Origin of the sequence: Streptomyces sichuanensis, from assembly GCF_020328095.1 — a bacterium.
Lineage (GTDB): Bacteria > Actinomycetota > Actinomycetes > Streptomycetales > Streptomycetaceae > Streptomyces > Streptomyces cinnamoneus.
This window is the reverse complement of sequence record NZ_JAIXMK010000097.1, coordinates 1-18,178: the sequence shown is the minus strand read 5'-3', so window position 1 is coordinate 18,178 and position 18,178 is coordinate 1. Positions and strand designations below refer to the sequence as shown.

15 protein-coding genes are annotated in these 18,178 nt (G+C 73.6%); 11 read left to right on the top strand and 4 right to left on the bottom strand.

Features of this window, described 5'->3' with window-relative positions; all coding sequences use genetic code 11:
* From LE181_RS24195 to moeZ, 11 genes are all read left to right on the top strand, one after another.
* On the top strand, positions 1 to 873 hold an 873-nt coding region (locus LE181_RS24195; RefSeq protein ID WP_225663597.1), incomplete at its 5' end, for a DUF3152 domain-containing protein.
* A 65-nt stretch (positions 874 to 938) separates the two neighbouring features.
* Positions 939 to 1,031, top strand: a complete 93-nt coding sequence (locus tag LE181_RS32705) for an Ms4533A family Cys-rich leader peptide (RefSeq protein WP_372458480.1) — start codon at positions 939 to 941, stop codon at positions 1,029 to 1,031.
* 157 nt (positions 1,032 to 1,188) lie between these two features.
* On the top strand, positions 1,189 to 2,910 hold the full coding sequence (locus LE181_RS24190) for an ABC transporter substrate-binding protein (protein WP_225663596.1): 1,722 nt from the start codon (positions 1,189 to 1,191) through the stop codon (positions 2,908 to 2,910).
* Positions 2,907 to 3,908 (top strand): ABC transporter permease, encoded by a 1,002-nt coding sequence (locus LE181_RS24185; protein WP_225663595.1) that lies wholly within the window; start codon positions 2,907 to 2,909, stop codon positions 3,906 to 3,908. The genes LE181_RS24190 and LE181_RS24185 overlap by 4 nt, the downstream gene beginning before the upstream one ends.
* Complete coding sequence (locus tag LE181_RS24180; protein ID WP_225663594.1) at positions 3,905 to 4,894, top strand: ABC transporter permease; 990 nt, start codon at positions 3,905 to 3,907, stop codon at positions 4,892 to 4,894. Before LE181_RS24185 ends, LE181_RS24180 begins: the two co-directional genes overlap by 4 nt.
* The gene (locus tag LE181_RS24175) at positions 4,891 to 6,537 is read left to right on the top strand and encodes a dipeptide ABC transporter ATP-binding protein (RefSeq protein WP_225663593.1); all 1,647 of its coding nucleotides are present in this window, start codon (positions 4,891 to 4,893) and stop codon (positions 6,535 to 6,537) included. Before LE181_RS24180 ends, LE181_RS24175 begins: the two co-directional genes overlap by 4 nt.
* A 155-nt stretch (positions 6,538 to 6,692) precedes the next feature.
* Entirely contained in the window at positions 6,693 to 8,228 is a 1,536-nt protein-coding gene (locus LE181_RS24170) for a DUF3492 domain-containing protein (protein WP_225663592.1), read from the top strand.
* Positions 8,225 to 9,430 carry a hypothetical protein gene (locus tag LE181_RS24165; protein ID WP_225663591.1) on the top strand — a complete coding sequence of 402 codons (1,206 nt, stop codon included), beginning with the start codon at positions 8,225 to 8,227 and terminating at the stop codon, positions 9,428 to 9,430. The genes LE181_RS24170 and LE181_RS24165 overlap by 4 nt, the downstream gene beginning before the upstream one ends.
* The gene (locus LE181_RS24160) at positions 9,427 to 10,341 is read left to right on the top strand and encodes an NAD-dependent epimerase/dehydratase family protein (RefSeq protein ID WP_190111499.1); all 915 of its coding nucleotides are present in this window, start codon (positions 9,427 to 9,429) and stop codon (positions 10,339 to 10,341) included. Before LE181_RS24165 ends, LE181_RS24160 begins: the two co-directional genes overlap by 4 nt.
* The gene (locus LE181_RS24155; protein ID WP_372458479.1) at positions 10,329 to 11,129 is read left to right on the top strand and encodes a spherulation-specific family 4 protein; all 801 of its coding nucleotides are present in this window, start codon (positions 10,329 to 10,331) and stop codon (positions 11,127 to 11,129) included. Before LE181_RS24160 ends, LE181_RS24155 begins: the two co-directional genes overlap by 13 nt.
* Before the next feature lie 84 nt (positions 11,130 to 11,213).
* Positions 11,214 to 12,392 carry an adenylyltransferase/sulfurtransferase MoeZ gene (gene moeZ, locus LE181_RS24150; RefSeq protein ID WP_225663590.1) on the top strand — a complete coding sequence of 393 codons (1,179 nt, stop codon included), beginning with the start codon at positions 11,214 to 11,216 and terminating at the stop codon, positions 12,390 to 12,392.
* A gap of 74 nt (positions 12,393 to 12,466) precedes the next feature.
* Here the strand turns inward: moeZ and LE181_RS24145 are convergent, their stop codons facing one another.
* The 4 genes from LE181_RS24145 to LE181_RS24130 form a co-directional block, all read right to left on the bottom strand.
* Entirely contained in the window at positions 12,467 to 13,993 is a 1,527-nt protein-coding gene (locus tag LE181_RS24145; RefSeq protein ID WP_225663589.1) for an alpha/beta hydrolase, read from the bottom strand.
* 63 nt (positions 13,994 to 14,056) lie between these two features.
* Positions 14,057 to 15,130 (bottom strand): hypothetical protein, encoded by a 1,074-nt coding sequence (locus LE181_RS24140; protein ID WP_225663588.1) that lies wholly within the window; start codon positions 15,128 to 15,130, stop codon positions 14,057 to 14,059.
* A gap of 144 nt (positions 15,131 to 15,274) precedes the next feature.
* Complete coding sequence (locus LE181_RS24135) at positions 15,275 to 16,858, bottom strand: alpha/beta hydrolase (RefSeq protein ID WP_225663587.1); 1,584 nt, start codon at positions 16,856 to 16,858, stop codon at positions 15,275 to 15,277.
* Between the two features lie 285 nt (positions 16,859 to 17,143).
* Positions 17,144 to 18,178, bottom strand: a 1,035-nt coding sequence (locus tag LE181_RS24130) for an ABC transporter ATP-binding protein (RefSeq protein ID WP_225663586.1), incomplete at its 5' end; no start/stop codon positions are given.

Here is an 18,178-nt window from a genome sequence, read left to right as displayed (position 1 = left end):
ACGACCCCGGCGAGCGGCGGCTCCCGCGCCGCGGCCGCCCCGCGCGGCCCCGGCCGGAAGGCGGCCCGCACCGTGACCGGCGTGACCGCCGCCCTGGTGACCGCCGTGCTGGCGGTCATGGTGGCCGGACAGGTGCAGCGGGGCGCGGACGACAAGGCCCAGGCCAGGCCCGCCGGCGTCGGCAACCGCTCCGGCGCCGACACCGCCTCGCGCTCCGACGCCCGGCCCACGCCCCACGGCGGCGCCCAGGTGCCCGTCACGTACGAGCAGAAGATGGCCGGGAAGTACCCGCTGGAGGAGCAGGCCGGCGCCTCGGGTGAATTCGAGGTCGTGCCGGGCGCCGACCCGGCCCCCGGTAAGGGTGATGTGGTGCGCTACCGCGTTGACGTGGAGAAGGGACTGCCGCTCGACGGCGCCCTCTTCGCCGAGGCCGTGCACCGCACGCTCAACGACGAGCGCAGCTGGGGCCACGGGGCCAAGCGCACGTTCGAGCGCGTCTCCTCCGGCGACGCCGACTTCGTGGTCACCCTGGCCAGCCCCCGGACGACGGCCACCTGGTGCGCCAAGTCCGGCCTGGACACCACCGAGGACAACGTCTCCTGCGACTCCGCCGCCACCGACCGCGTGATGATCAACGCCTACCGGTGGGCGCAGGGCTCGCAGACCTACGGCGACGAGATGCACGCCTACCGGCAGATGCTGATCAACCACGAGGTCGGGCACCGGCTCGGCCGCGACCACGAGTCCTGCAGCGCCCAGGGTGCCCTGGCTCCGGTGATGATGCAGCAGACGAAGTTCCTGACGACGGACGACAAGACCTGCCGGCCCAACCCCTGGCCCTATCCGGAGGCCGCCGCCCGTTCCGCATCCTGAGCCGTTCGGTCTCTCCATTTGAGACAGCTTTGCCAGGGGCCGAAAATTCGTTCAGTCTTCTGCGCATGTCGCACCACCACGCCTCCGAGATCGCCGGCTTCGAGCTGGTGCTGATCGGCGTGGCCGCGCACGCAGTGGCCGACATCCTCTGTCGCTGAGACCGCCCTTCCCCCGCGCTCCTGCGCGCTGCCCGGCAGCGTCGCGTCCGCCGGGGCGGTCCCGCGTCCCCGTACGCTCCTCCAACCGCCTTCCGTGGGTGCTTCCTGCCGTCCTCCTCCGGCATTCCCTCGCTCCCCGCGAAAGGCTTTTCCTGTCATGCGTCACATGTCCGTCATATCCCGTCGGGTGGCCGCTGCCGCCGTCAGTGTGGTCCTGGTCGGCGGCGCAGCGGCGTGCGGCCCGGAGAAGAACGACGCCGCCACCGGCGGCGGCGCCGACGGCGCACCCGCCAAGGGCGGCACGCTCACGGTCCTCAACCGGGCGCCGCAGAAGCAGTTCGACCCCGCCCGCCTCTACACCTCCGGCGGCGGCAACATCCCCTCGCTCGTCTACCGCACCCTCACCACCCGAAACCGTGAGAACGGCGCCGAGGGCACCAAGGTCGTCCCCGACCTCGCCACGGACACCGGCACCCCCAGCGACGACGCCAGGACGTGGACGTACAAGCTCAAGGACGGGCTGAAGTACGAGGACGGCTCGCCCATCACCTCCGCCGACGTCAAGTACGGCGTCGAGCGCTCCTTCGCTGCCGAACTCTCCGGCGGCGCACCCTACTTGCGCGACTGGCTCATCGGCGGCGACACCTACCAGGGCCCGTACAAGGAGAAGAAGGGCCTCGACTCGATCGAGACGCCCGACGAGAAGACCATCGTCTTCAAGCTGAGGAAGTCCGAGGGCGACTTCCCCTACTTCGCCACCTCCACCCAGTTCGCCCCCGTGCCCAAGGCCAAGGACACCGGCGCCCGGTACGCCGAGCACCCGGTCTCCTCCGGCCCGTACAAGGTCGTCAAGAACGTGGGCGACGGCGAGCAGATGACGCTGGAGCGCAACCCCCACTGGTCCGAGGAGACCGACAAGGAGCGGCACGCCTACCCCGACCGCATCGAGGTCAAGTCCGGCCTGTCCCCGGCCGTCATCAACCAGCGGCTGTCCACCGGCTCCGGCGCCGACGCGGCCGCCGTGACCACCGACACCAACCTCGGCCCGGCCGAACTCGCCCAGGTCACCGGCGACAGGAAGCTCGCCGGACGCGTGGGCACCGGCCACTTCGGCCAGACCTCGTACCTGGCGTTCAACCCCACGGCCAAGCCCTTCGACGACCCGAAGGTCCGCCAGGCCGTCTCGTACGCGATCAACCGCACCAGCGTCGTCAACGCCGCGGGCGGCTCCTCGCTCGCCGAGCCCACCACGACCTTCCTGCCCCCGCAGAAGCCCCTCGGCCACACGCCGTACGACCACTTCCCGGCGGGCGCCAAGGGCGACCCGGCCAAGGCCCGGGAGCTGCTGAAGGAGGCCGGTCACGAGAACGGCCTGGAGATCACCCTCACCCACTCCACCGCCCAGAACTTCGAGACCGGACCCGAGATCGCCACCGCCATCCAGGCCGCGCTCAAGGAGGCCGGGATCACCGTGAAGCTGCAGGGCCTGGAGGACAACGACTACGACGAGAAGATCCACAGCTTCGACAAGCAGCCGGCCCTCTTCATCGCCCACTGGGGCGCCGACTGGCCCTCCGGCGGCCCGTTCCTCGCCCCTGTCTTCGACGGCCGGCAGATCGTCAAGGACGGCGCCAACTTCAACACCGCCCGCCTCGACGACGCCGGCACCAACGACGAGATCGACGCGATCAACAAGATCACCGACCATGACGCGGCCGCCGCGCGCTGGGGCGCCCTCGACAAGAAGATCGGCGAGCAGGCCCTGACCGTGCCGCTCTTCAACCCCGTCTACAAGCGCCTCTTCGGCAAGGACGTCAAGAACGTCGTCATCAGCAACTGGACCGGTGTCCTCGACGTCTCGCAGGTCGCGGTCAAGTGACGGACCCGATCACCACCCAGGAACCGGAGACGGGAACCGCTCCCGTCTCCGGCGCCCGGCAGGTCTGGCGGCGGCTGCGCGCGCGCAAGTCCGCGCTCGCCGCCGGCGCCGTGCTGGGCCTGCTCGTCCTCCTCGCCGTCGCCGCGCCCCTGCTGGCCGCCCTTGAGGGCCAGGACCCGAACACCTACCACGACGCCCTCGTCGACTCCGCCCGCGGCGGCGTGCCGTTCGGCGACCTCGGCGGCATCAGCGCCGAGCACTGGCTGGGCGTCGAACCGGGAACCGGCCGCGACATGTTCGTACGCCTCCTGTACGGCGCCCGCGTCTCGCTGCTCGTCGCCCTCGGCGCGACCCTCGTCCAGATCCTCGTCGGCGTCGGCCTGGGCCTGGCGGCAGCGCTCGGCAACCGCTTCGTCGAGAGCACGCTCAGCCACATCACCGACGTGATGGTGGCGATGCCGCTGCTGGTCTTCGCCATCGCCCTGATGGCCGTCGTCCCGGCGGACTTCCCGCGCCCGGTGCTCCTCGTCGTCGCCATCGGCCTGCTGCAGTGGGGCGGCATGGCACGGCTCGTGCGCGCCCAGACCCTGAGCCTGAAGAAGCTCGACTTCGTCTCGGCCGCCCGGCTGACCGGCGGCTCCACCTGGCGGGTGGCCCGGCGCGAACTGCTGCCCTCGCTCGCCGCCCCCGTGATCACCTACGCGGCCGTCCTGCTGCCCACCAACATCGTGCTCGAATCGAGCATGTCCTTCCTCGGCGTCGGGGTGAAGGCCCCGACGCCCTCCTGGGGCCACATGCTCTCCTCGGCCACCACCTGGTTCCGCGCCGACCCCCTGTACGTCCTGCTGCCGGCCCTCATGCTCTTCATCACCACGCTCGCCTTCACCGTCCTCGGCGACGGGGTGCGCGCCGCCCTCGACCCGCGCGAGGCTTCACGGCTCGGCGTCGGCACGAAGCGGCGCACGGCGCGCACGAGCAGCGCGCGAGGTGCGGCATGACCGGCTACCTCCTGCGGCGCCTCGCCGGGGCCCTCGCCGTCGTCCTCGTGCTCACCGCCGTCGTCTACGCGACCTTCTACATCGCCCCCGGCGACCCCGCCCGCCTGGCCTGCGGGCCCCGCTGCAACCCCGAGCAGATCGCCCAGGTCCGCGCCCAGCTCTCCCTCGACGACCCCGTCCACACCCAGTACTGGCACTTCCTGCAGGGCCTCGTCACCGGCCACGACTACTCCACCGGCGCCGGAGTGCTGCACTGCGACGCACCCTGCTTCGGCCTCTCCTACCAGAACAACCAGCAGGTCACCGACATGCTCGTCGAGCGGCTGCCCGCCACCGCCTCGCTCGCGGTCGGCGCCATGGCCGTGTGGCTGCTGCTGGGCACCGCCACCGGCCTGCTCTCCGCACTGCGCCGCGGCGGGATCACCGAACGCGTCCTGACCTGGCTCACCCTCGCCGGAACGGCCACCCCCGTCTTCATCAGCGGCCTCGGCCTGCTCATGCTGTTCTGCGCCTACCTGGCCTGGCTGCCCTTCCCCACCTACGTCCCCCTCACCGACGACCCCGAGCAGTGGGCCTGGAACATGCTGCTGCCCTGGGCCGCGCTCGGCCTGCTCGAATCGGCGAAGTACGCCCGGCTCACCCGCAGTTCCCTGCTGGAGACACTGGCCGAGGACCACATCCGCACCTTCCGCGCCTACGGGGCCACCGAACGCTCGCTCGTCGGCCGGCACGCCCTGCGCGGCGCCGTCGCCCCCGTCATCGCGCTGTCCGCGGCCGACTTCGGGTCGATGTTCGGCAACGCCATGCTCACCGAGATGATGTTCGGCCTGCCCGGCATCGGACAGCTGCTGGTGCACGCGACCACCACCCTCGACCTGCCCGTGGTCGTCGCCGTGGTGATGGTCACCGGCACGGCCGTCGTCCTCGCCAACATCGTGGCGGACCTGCTCCACGCCGCCGCCGACCGAAGGGTGGTCCTGCGATGACGCCCCAGCCCCTGGTCGCGGTGGACGGCCTGTCCGTCGCCTTCCCGGCCGGCCCCGGCCCGCACGACGGCCTCGTCCGGGCCGTCGACGACCTCTCCTTCACCCTCCGGCCCGGCGCCGCCCTCGGCATCGTCGGCGAATCCGGCTCCGGCAAGTCCACCGCCGCCTACGCCCTCCTCGGCCTGCACCGGGGCACCGGCGCCCACGTCACCGGCTCGGTGCGCGTCGCCGGGCACGACGTCCAGGCCGCCGGCGACGCCGCACTGCGGCGGCTGCGCGGCGGCGTGGCGGCCATGGTCTTCCAGGACCCGCTCTCCTCCCTCGACCCCTACCGGGCCGTCGGCGACCAGATCGCCGAGGTCCACCGCCTCCACCACCGCGGCGCCTCCCGCCGCGCCGCCCGCACCCGCGCGGCCGAGGTCCTGGACCGGGTCGGCATCCCCGACGCCGCCCGCCGCGCCCGCCTGCGCCCGCACGAGTTCAGCGGCGGCATGCGCCAGCGCGCCCTCATCGCCATGGCGCTCGCCTGCGCACCCCGCCTCCTGGTCGCCGACGAGCCCACCACCGCCCTCGACGTCACCGTCCAGGACCAGATCCTCGGCCTCCTGCGCGAACTGCGCGAGGAGAACGACATGGGCCTGATCCTCGTCACCCACGACCTGGGCGTCGCAGCGGACAGCGTCGACGAACTGCTCGTCATGAAGAACGGACGGGCCGTCGAGCACGGACCGGTGCGCGACGTGCTCGGCGCGCCCCGCGAGCCCTACACCCGCGAGCTGTTGGCCGCCGTCCCGCGCATCACCGAACGCCGGCAGCGCCCGGCCACCGCCCCGGCCGGCGGCGACGTCCTGCTCGAAGCGGCCGCCCTGCGCCGCGAGTTCGGGCGGGGCAAACGGGCCGTCACCGCCGTGGAGGGCGCCTCGCTCGCCGTACGGGCCGGCGAGACCGTCGGCATCGTCGGCGAGTCCGGCAGCGGCAAGACCACCCTCGGCCGCATGCTGGTCCGCCTGCTGGAGCCCACCGGCGGCGAACTGCACTACCGCGGACGCTCCATCGGCGGTCTCAAGGAGCGCGAGCTCCGCGCCTTCCGCAGCGAACTGCAGATGGTCTTCCAGGACCCGGTCTCCTCGCTCAACCCGCGCCGCAGCATCGGCGAATCCATCGCCGACCCGCTGCGCGCCGCCGGAAAGCTGGGGGAGGCTCAGATCATCGGCCGGGTAAGGGAACTGCTGGAACGCGTCGGCCTCGACCCCGCCGCCTACCACCGCTACCCGCACGAGTTCAGCGGCGGCCAGCGACAGCGCGTGGGCATCGCTCGCGCCCTCGCCCCCGAGCCGAAGCTGATCGTCTGCGACGAGCCGGTCTCCGCCCTGGACGTCACCACCCAGGCGCAGGTCGTGCGGCTGCTGGGCGAGTTGCAGCGCGACCTGGGCATCGCGCTCGTCTTCATCGCCCACGACCTCGCCGTGGTCCGCCAGGTCAGCGACCGGCTGGTCGTCATGCGCGGCGGACGCATCGTGGAGGAGGGCCCGGCGGACGACGTCTACGAACGCCCCCGGCACGCCTACACCCAGGCCCTGCTGGCCGCCGTGCCCACCCTGGAGCGGCCCGCCGCCACCGCCGGCCACGGCCCCGCCGCATAGCGCGATCAAACGCCCCGCCTGCGGGAAAGTCACTCCCGTTCACCCCTTCCGGTGGCGCGACGGACAACCGTCCGCCGCGCCACCGGGAAGCGCGCATAGCGTGCTCCCCGCTGCCCTAACGGCGGCTTCCGACAAGGGAGAACGGGGGTGCGTTCGTGCGTGTGGGACTGCTTTCCGAGGGCGGGTATCCGTATGCCGCCGGCGAGGGCGGGGAGTGGTGCGACCGGCTGGTGCGCGGACTGGGCCAGCACGACTTCGAGCTCTACGCCCTGAGCCGCAGCGCCCGCCAGGAGGACAGCGGTTGGCACGCCCTGCCGGGCAACGTCCGGCGGGTCCGGGCCGCACCCCTGTGGGGCGGACCCGCCCCCGGCTGCGCGAGCCGCGCCTACGGCTCGTACGGACGCGACCAGCGACGGCGCTTCTCCGCCCACTTCGGTGACCTGGCGGCCGCGATCACTCTGCCGGGAGATCAGGCGTACCGTTTCGCCGACGGGCTCGACGGCCTCGCCGACCTCGCCCGCGACGACGGCGGCCTCGCCGCCGCCCTCCGCTCCGAACAGGCCCTGCGCGCTCTGGAGACCGCCTGCCGCGCACCCGGCGCCCACCCCGCCGTCTACGGCACCCGCGTCGCCGACCTCCTCGTCGTCTCCGGACTCCTCGAACGCGCCCTGCGCCCCCTCTCCCTCGACTGGTACGGCACCGCCGGCGGCGACCGCGGCCTCGCCGCCGTCGACCTCTGCCACGCCACCTCCGCCGGACCCGCCGCCCTCCCGGGCCTGCTGGCCAAACGCTTCTTCGGCACCCCCCTCCTCGTCACCGAATACGAGGTCCGGCTGCGCGAGCACTACCTCTCCGGCCCCGGCGACCTCTCCCTGCCCGTACGCACCCTCATGTCCGCCTTCCACCGGCAGCTCGCCGCCCGCATCTACGCCGAAGCCGCCGTGATCACCGCCGGCGACGGACAGGGCCGCCGCTGGCAGGAGCGCTGCGGCGCCGACCGCGCCCGGCTGCGCACCGTCCACCCCGGCATGGACGCCAGCCTCTACGAAGCGGTCGGCGAGGGCGACGGACCCGCCGCCGACGACGGACTCACCCTCGTCTGGACCGGCGGCCCCGTCGAACCCCACCTCTGGGAGACCCTGGCCACCCTCCGCACGGCCGAACCCGGCATCCGGCTCAAGGTCGTCGGAGCGCCCCCCGGCGCCCTCCACGGCCCCGAAGGCGTCACCTACGGGCCCGCCTGCGGCCCCGAGGACTACGCCGAAGGCAGCGTCATCGTCCTCTCCGGCGCCCACGACGGCTTCCCCGCAGCCCTCGCCGAAGCCATGTTCTGCGCCCGCGCCACCGTCTCGCCCGACGTCGGCGCCGTCCGCGAAGTCATCGGCGGCACCGGCCTGATCGTCCCCCCGCGCGACCCCGCCGCCCTCGCCACCGCCTGCCAGGCCCTCCTGCGCGACCCCGAACGCCGCGAACGGCTCGGCGCCGCCGCCCGGGCCCGCGCCCTCGAACTCTTCACCGTCGAGCAGAACGTCTCCGCCTTCGGCGCCGTCTACCTCGAAGTCCTCTCCCGCGCCCCCGTCCAGCACACCGCCCCCGACCCCGCCGTCCCCTTCTCCCACGCCGCCGGCGCCCAGCCCCCGCTCTCCGTCTCCCCCCGCACCGCCTCGCCCACCTGGGCAGGGCGCCCATGACCACATCACTGCGGCCCGGCACCACCCCCGCGGCCCCCGTCGGCATAGCCGAGGACCCGGCGGACACCCCCACACCGGACCGGGCCCCGGCAGACCCCGTCAAGGCACTCCTGCGCCGCCACCACACCCTGTGCGCCGGCGCCGTCCACCCACTCGAAATCGCCGCCGCCCTGGAGCAGCACGGCATCGGCGACCGCGTCGCGGCCGAGTACCGCCACCGCGACGTCTTCTCCCTCGCCGAGGAGCTCCACGCGCGCGTGGAGCGCGACGAGCACACCTACGGACAGTCCCCGCCCTCCCCCCCGGACGCCGGAACCGCCCCGGACGAGCGACGGCCCGCAGCCTGCGCGGCCCTGCGCGCCGGCTGGGGCCGGGCCGGCCTGCCCGCCTGGCTCTGGCTCACCGCCTACGCCCTGACCGGCGACTGCGCCGTCACCCTGCTCCTGCACGGGCGCCACGGCCGGTCCCTGCACGCCCTGGCCGCGGCCGCCGTGAACGCCGCCGCCCCCACCGCCCTCGCCCTGGCCTGCGCCGTGGCACCCGCCGCATGGTGCGCCCACTGGTTCACCGAACGGGCCCGGCGCGTCCTCGCCCACAGCCGCGGCCTGGACGAGTTCGCACGACAGGTCCGGCCCGCCCTGCTCACCGCCCTCGCCCTCTTCCTCGGCGCCCTGCTCGTCTGCCTCTGGCCGGCCCGCACCGCCCTGCCCCCCGGCGGCCCGCTCGGCATCCCCACCCGGCCCGCCCTCGACTGCACCGCCGTGGCCGCCCTCGGCGCCCTGTTCTTCCTCGCCCGGCTGCTGTCCGCACACGGCCTGACCCGCGCCGCCGTCACCGCCACCCTCGCCGCCGCCACCGCCGAGGCCCTGCCGCTGGCCAGCCTCCTCGCCGCCCGGCTGCCCGGCTGCGAAGCCCTGCGATGGCCCGTCGGCTGGGCGGCGGGCGCCTACGGCCCGGCCGTCGTCCCGCTCGTCGCCTGCACCCTGCCGGCCCTCGCCCTGCTGGCCCACGCCGTCCCCGCGCTGTCGAGGGCCTCGGTCCACGGCCGCACGGACGCCCCGCACCCCTCCCGAACCGCCCTGCCCCCGGGCACCGGGCAGGAGCCCTCGCCCGACGACCCCACACCCCGTCAGAGGAGAGCAAGGAAGATGACCGTTCACCCCCTTGGCACCACCGGGCGAGAGCGAGGGCACGACCGATGAGAGTCCTGCTGCTCGGCGCCAACGGCTACCTCGGCCGCTTCGTGGCCGACCGGCTGCTCGCCGACCCCGCCGTCCAGCTCACCGCGCTCGGCCGCGGCGACGACGCGGACGTCCGCTTCGACCTGGCCAGCGGCAGCCCCGGCGCACTCACCCGGTTCCTCAACGCCGTCCACCCCGGGGTCGTCATCAACTGCGCGGGCGCCACCCGGGGCGGCGCCCGCGAGCTCACCCGGCACAACACCGTCGCCGTCGCCACCATCTGCGAGTCGCTGCGCCGCAGCGGCTGCGGCGCCCGGCTGGTCCAGGTGGGGTGCTCCTCGGAATACGGGCCCTCGCAGCCCGGCTCCTCCACCGCCGAGGACGCCGTCCCCCGCCCCGGCGGCCCGTACGGCGTCAGCAAGCTCGCCGCCACCGAACTCGTGCTCGGTTCCGGCCTGGACGCCATCGTGCTCCGCGTCTTCTCGCCCGTCGGCCCCGGCACCCCCGCCGGCTCCCCCCTCGGCCGGCTCGCCGAAGCCATGCGGCGCGCCATGCAGAGCGGCGACAACGAACTCAAACTCACGGGCCTGGGCGTCCAGCGCGACTTCGTCGACGTCCGCGACATCGCCCGCGCCGTCCACGCGGCCTCCCTGTCCGCCGCGCAGGGCGCCGTCAACATCGGCACCGGCCGCGCCGTCCGGCTGCGCGACGCGGCCACCCTCCTCGCCCGCGTCGCCGGCTTCGGCGGCGCCCTCCACGAACTGGACGACCCCCACCTGGGCAGCCCACCCGCCTACCCCTACCCCGACGGCTGCGGCGGCTGGCAGCAGGCCGACGTGCGCACCGCCCGCGACCGGCTCGGCTGGCGGCCCCGCATCGGCCTGGAGGAGTCGCTGGCCGACATCTGGATGGAGGCGGCGTGTCGTATCTGATCTCACCCGGGCACCGACGCGCCCCTGCCGCCCGCAAGGCCCCCCTCCGGATCGCCGTGCCCGGCTTCGCCCACCCCCTGGTCGCCCCCGCCGAATGGGGCGGCCTCCAGCGCACCGGGCTCCCGCTGGACTGGGTGGTGCTCGGCGCCGGCACCCTGCGCGGCACCGGCGGACCCGGCGGCGGCCCGGACGGATCCGTCGGCGGCCCCGGCTTCCGCCAGGACCCCTACTGCCTGTCCGCCGTCGTCCCCCTGCGCACCTCCGGCGTCCGGGTGCTCGGCCATCTGGACACCGGCCACGGCACGCGCCCCTTCGGCGAACTGCTCTCGGACGCACAGCGCTACCTCAACTGGTACCGCGTCGACGGCTTCGCCCTGGGCCGCTGCCCCACCGACGCCGCCGGACTCCCCGGCATCCGCCGCGTGGCCGGCGCCCTGCGGACCCTCCTCGACGCGGCCCACGTCGTGCTCGTGCAGGGCGGCCCCGCCTGCTCCGGATACGCCGCCGTCGCCGACCAGTTGGTGACCTTCGCCGGGCCCTGGTCCCGCTACCGCTGGTCCCAGGCCCCCGAATGGACCGCCGAGCACCCGCCCGAGCGGTTCTGCCACCTCGTGCACGGCGTGCCGCGCCACCACCTCGACGAAGCACTGCGCATCGCCCGCTGGCAGGGCGCGGGCACCGTCTACCTCACCGACCGCACCGACCACGACGACGTCGACCCCTGGGAGTCCCTGCCCGGCTACTGGGACGACATCGTCTCGCGCATCGGACCTGGTGTCTCGGAATGAGACGGGGCGTGGCAGTGTTGCAGGGGAAGAACAGAACGCTGCCTCTATGTTCCCCGCACCCGTGGGGATGACCCTGGAGCCCCTGTGTCGCTGCCACCCCTGGTCGAGCCGGCTGCCGAGCTCACCGTCGACGAGGTCCGTCGGTACTCCCGCCACCTGATCATCCCGGACGTCGGGATGGACGGGCAGAAGCGCCTGAAGAACGCGAAGGTGCTCTGTGTGGGCGCCGGCGGCCTCGGCTCCCCAGCGCTGATGTACCTGGCCGCGGCCGGCGTCGGCACGCTCGGCATCGTGGAGTTCGACGAGGTCGACGAGTCGAACCTGCAGCGCCAGATCATCCACAGCCAGTCGGACATCGGCCGCTCCAAGGCCGCCTCCGCGCGCGACACGGTGCTCGGCATCAACCCCTACGTGAACGTCGTTCTCCACGAGGGCCGCCTTGAGGCCGACAACGTCATGGAGATCTTCTCCCAGTACGACCTGATCGTCGACGGCACGGACAACTTCGCCACGCGCTACCTGGTCAACGACGCCTGCGTGCTGCTGGGCAAGCCGTACGTCTGGGGCTCGATCTACCGCTTCGACGGACAGGCGTCCGTCTTCTGGAGCGAGCACGGCCCCTGCTACCGCTGCCTCTACCCCGAGCCCCCGCCGCCGGGCATGGTCCCCTCCTGCGCCGAGGGCGGCGTGCTGGGCGTGCTGTGCGCGTCGATCGGCTCCATCCAGGTCAACGAGGCCATCAAGCTGCTGGCCGGCATCGGCGACCCGCTCGTCGGCCGACTGATGATCTACGACGCCCTGGAGATGACCTACCGGCAGGTCAAGGTCCGCAAGGACCCCGACTGCGCGGTCTGCGGCAAGAACCCCACCGTCACGGAGCTCATCGACTACGAGGCGTTCTGCGGCGTCGTCTCCGACGAGGCGCAGGCCGCGGCGGCCGGCTCGACGATCACTCCCGCGCAGCTCAAGGAGTGGATGGACGCGGGCGAGAACATCGACGTCATCGACGTCCGCGAGCCGAACGAGTACGAGATCGTCTCCATCCCCGGCGCCCGCCTGATCCCCAAGAACGAGTTCCTGATGGGCAACGCCCTCCAGGACCTGCCGCAGGACAAGAAGATCGTCCTGCATTGCAAGACGGGTGTCCGCTCCGCGGAGGTGCTGGCCGTGCTGAAGTCGGCCGGCTTCGCCGACGCCGTGCACGTCGGCGGCGGCGTGATCGGCTGGGTCCACCAGGTCGAGCCGCAGAAGCCGGTCTACTGACGCAGGCAGACCGTCCGCCGGGAAGCCGACGACGGGCCCCCGTTCGCTGTGCGCGAGCGGGGGCCCGTCGGCGTTCAGGAGCAGACGGTGCCGTCCGCCGGGGTCCTGCCCTCCAGCAGGTGGGCGTTCACGGCCTTGGTCGCACAGTCGTCCACCCCGTACGTGCCATGGCCCTCGCCCTTGACGGTGAGGCGGACACCGACGCCCCTGCCGAGCTTCTCCGCCATGCGCTCCGCACCGGCCACCGGGGTCGCCGGGTCGCCCGCGTTGCCGATGACCACGATGGGCGCCGCGCCGTCGGCGCTCACGTCGGGGGTCTTCCACTTGCCCTTCACCGGCCAGTCCGTGCAGGACAGCAGGGACCACGCCGCCGACTCCCCGAAGACCGGCGACGCCGCCCGGAACTCCGGCAGGCGCTGCTTCACGTCGGCCACGGTGTAGCGCTGCTCGGCGTCGGCGCAGGAGATCGCCCGGTTGGCGGCCTGGAGGTTGGTGTAGCGGCCGTCGGGGGCGCGGCCCACGAGGGAGTCGAAGAGCAGCAGCAGGGTGTTGCCGGTGCCCTTGCGCAGGGCCTCCTGGAGCCCGGCCGTCAGGTACTTCCAGGTGTCCTTCGAGTACAGCGCGGCCGCGATGCCGTTGACCGCCTCGTCCTGGGTGAGCTTGCGGCTCTGCGTGGTCGGCAGGGGCTTGCCGTCGAGGTCCTTGAGCAGGGCGGTGATCTGCGCCTGCGTGGGGCAGCCGCCGGAAGCGCCGCAGTCCTTGAGGTAGTTGTCGAGGGCGAGCTGGAAGCCCTTGGTCTGGCCCATATTGCCCTGCAGCGGATCCTGGGTCGGGTCGACGACCGCGTCGAGGACGGCCCGGCCGACGTTCCTCGGGAACAAGTGGGCGTAGACCGCGCCCAGTTCCGTGCCGTACGAGATGCCGAAGTAGTGCAGCTTCTGGTCACCGAGCGCGGACCGGATCAGGTCGAGGTCGCGGGCGGCGCTGATGGTGTCCACGTGGGGGAGGACCTTGGCGGAGTTCTTGGCGCACGCGTCGATGTACGCCTTGTTCGCCGTGAGGGTCTCCTTGAGCTCGGCGTCGTCGTCGGGCGTGCCGTCGATCTGGTAGGCGGCGTCGAGCTCCTTGTCGCTCTGGCATCGCACGCCCGCGCTCTCGCCGACGCCGCGCGGGTCGAAGCTCACCAGGTCGTAGCGGTCCTGCAGCTTCTCGTAACTGTCGGCCAGCGACGGCAGGCCCGCGACGCCGGATCCACCGGGGCCGCCGAAGTTGAACACCAGCGAGCCGATGCGGCCGGACTTCTCCCGGGCCTTGCTGCGGATCAGCGCCAGGTCGATCTTCTCGCCGTCCGGCTTGGCGTGGTCCAGGGGCACGGGCAGCGTCGCGCACTCCCACCCCTTGCCGGGCGCCTTGCCGCCGCCCTGGGCCGCGGTGGGCGCCTCGCACCGCTTCCAGATGAGCTGGGCGCCCGCCGAACGGTTCCTGCTGTCGGTGCCGCCGGAACCGTCGCCGTTTCTGCCCTGCCCGCACGCGGTGGCGGTGAGGGCGAGCGCGAGGACGGCGGAGGCGAGGGCGGCGGGCCGGGACCGTGTGGGACTCATTCCACCGACTTTACGGAGAAATCGCTCGCGGGAGGCCCTCCACGCACCGGCGTACGGTCGCCGTCAGGCGGAGTGCAGGGGCGCGCAGCCCATGCGGCCCGCCACCGCCTCCACGAGAGGGGGGAACGCCTCGCGCGCGTCGTCCAGCCGCGTCCCGGTACGGCCGGGGCCCGTGCGCATGGCGAACACCGTGGGGCGGCCGCCGCAGTCGGCCCGTATGAGCGCGGCCGCGGCCTCGATCCGGCCCAGGGCCCGCCAGCCGGGCGCGGGCGGACTGTCGCCCGTCAGTCCGTCGAACAGGGCGACGATCCGCGGCCGGGCGACCATCATGAACCGGGCCGCCCACTGGCCGCCGCCGGCTATGGCGCAGGTCTGGAAGCCGTCGTGGACACTGCCGGCCGCCGTCCGGGGGGCGGCCGGGGGAGCCGAGGCGGACGCCGGCGCGGGCCGCCGGGACGGTGCCGATGCCGGCGTCGGTGCCGACGCTGATGCCGGTACTGGGAGCGGGAGGCTGCAGCCCGTGGGGGTCGTGGGGCCCGTGGTGCGCACCTCGCCGGCGCAGCCCGTCACCTTCGTGGCGCGGTTGGCGGCCTCCAGGAGGATCCTGCCCGTCCGGTCCGGGCTGGAGTCGAACGAGCCCGAGACCGTCACCACCGAGGGCCGGCCGTCCACGTCGCACGAGGCGGGCAGGACCAGGGTGCCGGTGTCGGCGGTGACGAAGCCGGGGAGGTCGTCCGGCAGGGCGGCGTCGCCCCCGGCGAACAGCTCCGCCAGCCACGCCCGGCGCTCGTCCGCCGCGCTCGGGCCCGTCTCGTAGCGGACCTCCAGGCTCCGGCGGGGGGCGTCCCGGCCGCGGCCGCCGCTCCAGCTCAGCGAGCAGCGGCCGTGGGGGCGGGCGGGAGTGGGGGCCGTCTCCCGGGCGGTGCGGCGGTGCGCGCCGCCGTCGCGCCCGGCGTCCGTACGGAACGGGCCGCCGTCCGCGCGCCAGGTGCCCCAGCAGTACTCCGGCTTGGACAGCGGACGGAACTGCGTCTGCCACAGCGCCATCAAGGCCGCCAGCAGGGCCGCGATGGCCAGGGCGCCGGTCAGCGTGCGGGCCCGCCCGGCGGTGCGGCCGGCTGCGGCGGTGTTCGGCATGACGTGCCCCCCTTCGTCCCCCGGTGCAACTCCGTTGTCGCGTGCGGAACTTCTGTGCGGGCGATCGTAGTGCGGGCCACTGACATTCGAGCCGGCGGAGTTCGTATTACCGGTGTGATGTGCTATGGGTGCTATCAGTACACCTTATGAGCAGATCTTATGGGCTTCCGGAACGGTGCCTTCCAGCAGGTATGCGTCAACAGCGCTCTTCACGCACGCATTGCCGCTGTCGTACGCCCCATGGCCTTCGCCCCGGTACGTCATCTCCACGCCCACTCCCGGGCCCAGTTCCCGGACCATCTTGCGCGCTCCCTCGTAAGGAGTCGCCGGGTCACCGGTGTTGCCCACCACGAGCACGGGTGCGGCACCCTTCGCGCTGACGTCGGGCGTCTGCCATTCGCCCTTTACGGGCCAACCGGTGCACTGCAGCAGGCTCCACGCCATGAACTCCCCGAAGACCGGGGACGCCTTGCGGAACTCCGGCACCTTGCCCTCGATCTCGGCCGCCGTGTAGCGCTGGGCGAAGTCCGCGCAGGTGATGGCGTTGAGGGATGCCTGCAGTGAGGTGTACTTCCCGTCCTGGGAACGGCCGTTCATGGCGTCGCCCAGCGCGAGCAGGATCTTCCCGTCACCGTTCTCCGCGTCCTCGACGCCCTCCGTGAGGTAGTCCCAGTAGTCCTTCGAATACAGCGACTGGGCGATGCCGCTGGTCGCCAGGGACTGGGTGAGGTCACGGCCGGAGCCACCCGGCACCGGGTTCTTGCCGAGACGGTCCAGCAGGCCGGTGATCTGCTGCTCGGTGGGGCAGTTGTCGGACGTCTTCACACAGGCGGCCATGTAGTTGCCCAGCGCCAGCTGGAAGCCGGCCGCCTGCGCGAGTGCGCTCTGCACGGGGTCGCTGGCCGGGTCCACCACGCCGTCCAGGAGGGCGCGGCCCACGTTCTTCGGGAACAAGTGGGCGTAGACGCCGCCCAGTTCCGTCCCGTACGAGATGCCGAAGTAGTGCAGCTTGGCGTCGCCCAGTACGTGCCGCATGAGGTCCATGTCGCGGGCGGCGTTCGTCGTGCCGACGTGCGCGAGGATCTTGCCGGAGTTCTTTTGGCAGGCCGACGCGTACTGGTCGACCCTGGCCACCAGGGCCCGCTCCTCGTCCTCGCCGGCCGGGGTGGCGTCCGCGGCGTAGTAGGCGTCCAGTTGCCGGTCGTCCAGGCACGTCACGCCACTGCTGCGGCCGACCCCCCGCGGGTCGAAGCTGACCAGGTCGTAACGGGAGCGCAGGGTCCGGTAGTCGTCGGCGAAGGCCGGGAGGGTGGTGATGCCCGAGCCGCCCGGACCGCCGAAGTTGAAGATCAGCGAGCCGATGCGGTGGGCCTGGTCGGTGGCCCTGGCCCGGATCATGGCGATGCCGATGGTGTCGGCGTCGGGACGGGCGTAATCCAGTGGGGCGCGCAGCGTCGCGCACTCCCAGTCGCGGCCCGGCGGCCGGCCCGCGCTGCTGTCCTCGCTGCGGGTGGGGGCCGGACACGGCTTCCAGTCCAGCTTCTGTGCGGCGGCCGCGAGACGGGCGGTGCCGCCGTCGCCGTTGCTTGTGCCCGCGCCCGTCTCCGTGCCCGTGGCGGGGGCGGCCTCGCTGCTGCCCGGACCCACGCCCCCGTCGCAGCCCGTGGCGGTGGCGAGGAGCAGGACGGTCGCGGCCAGCAGGACGCCGACTCGTGGGGATCTGGGCACGCATCCCATCCTCCGGGCGCCGGGGGGAGGGCCGCGCGCGGTGCGGGGCGTACGGGTTACCGCGGGGCGCCCGCTGCGACGGGCGCGGGCGGCGGGGCTGTCGCGTTCCGGGTGCGGGGCTCGCTACGGGCGTACGGATCGCCGCGGGGCGGCGTATGGCGGCGGGGCGGTGTGCCGGGTCGGGCGTGCAGGGTGCCGCGGTACGCCCGGCGTTCGGGGTGCCCTGCTGTGGCACGGTGCGTCCGGCGTTCGGGGTGCCCCCGGCGGGGCGTTTCGGGGCGGCCGTCAGTGGACGACGAATCTGACCTCTGTCGCCTTGACCGTCACCCAGACGCGGGTCCCTTCCTTCAGCTCCAGCGCCGCGGCCGCCTCCGGCGTGATCTCGGCGACCACGTCGGGCTCCCCGGCGACGAGGACGCGCAGCCTGCCGCCCTGGGCGGTGAGCTCGTGGACCGTGCCCGGCCAGGCGTTGCGGGGGCTGCCGGCCGTCGGCTCGGCCGTGTGCAGTGCGACGGCCTCCGGCGGCACGACGGCCAGCCCGGTGGCCAGCCCGGTCGTCGCGGCGGCCGGGGCTTCCGCCGTGCGCAGGCGGGCGCCGTCGTCCAGGAGGATCGTTCCGTCCTCCGTCGCCCTGCCGGGCCACGCGTTGTGGCCGAGCATGCGGGCCGCCCAGGGGGAGCGGGGGTGGCGGGTCAGTTCGGCGGGCGTGGCGTACTGGACGGTCCGGCCGTCTTCGAGGACGAGCACCCGGTCCGCCAGTGCCACGGCCTCCACGGGGTCGTGGGTGACGATCAGGCAGACGCCGGGGAAGCCGGCGAGGTGGGTGCGCAGGGTCCGGCGGACGTGGGCGCGGGTGGACTGGTCCAGTGCCGCCAGCGGTTCGTCCAGGAGGAGCAGGCGGGGGCGGGAGGCCAGGGCGCGGGCCAGTGCCACGCGCTGGGCCTGGCCGCCGCTGAGGCGGGCGGGCCTGCGGTGGGCCAGGTGGCCGACGCCCAGGCGGTCGAGCCACTCCCGGGCCTCGCGGTGGGCGGCCTTCTTCGGGGTGCCCTGGGCGCGCAGGCCGTAGGCCGTGTTCGCCAGGGCGGACAGGTGGGGGAAGAGGGCGTTGTCCTGTGGGACCCAGGCGATGCGGCGGTGATGGGTGGGGACGGACGCCGTGTCCTCCTCGCCCAGGTGGAGGGGGCGCGCCTCGGCTCGGGTCGTCAGGCCGAGCAGGGCCCTGAGGAGCGTCGTCTTTCCTGCGCCGTTGGGGCCCACGACCGCGATCGTGGTGCCGGGGGCGGCGTCGAGGGTTGCCTGGGTGGCACCCGTGACCGTGGT

Bases quoted from the DNA above. Each gene is read 5' to 3' on its own strand.
- LE181_RS24165 (WP_225663591.1), top strand. From the start codon at position 8,225: ATGACCACATCACTGCGGCCCGGCACCACCCCCGCGGCCCCCGTCGGC.
- LE181_RS24145 (WP_225663589.1), bottom strand. From the start codon at position 13,993: ATGAGTCCCACACGGTCCCGGCCCGCCGCCCTCGCCTCCGCCGTCCTC.
- LE181_RS24160 (WP_190111499.1), top strand. From the start codon at position 9,427: ATGAGAGTCCTGCTGCTCGGCGCCAACGGCTACCTCGGCCGCTTCGTG.
- LE181_RS24175 (WP_225663593.1), top strand. From the start codon at position 4,891: ATGACGCCCCAGCCCCTGGTCGCGGTGGACGGCCTGTCCGTCGCCTTC.
- LE181_RS24190 (WP_225663596.1), top strand. From the start codon at position 1,189: ATGCGTCACATGTCCGTCATATCCCGTCGGGTGGCCGCTGCCGCCGTC.
- LE181_RS24180 (WP_225663594.1), top strand. From the start codon at position 3,905: ATGACCGGCTACCTCCTGCGGCGCCTCGCCGGGGCCCTCGCCGTCGTC.
- LE181_RS32705 (WP_372458480.1), top strand. From the start codon at position 939: ATGTCGCACCACCACGCCTCCGAGATCGCCGGCTTCGAGCTGGTGCTG.
- LE181_RS24140 (WP_225663588.1), bottom strand. From the start codon at position 15,130: ATGCCGAACACCGCCGCAGCCGGCCGCACCGCCGGGCGGGCCCGCACG.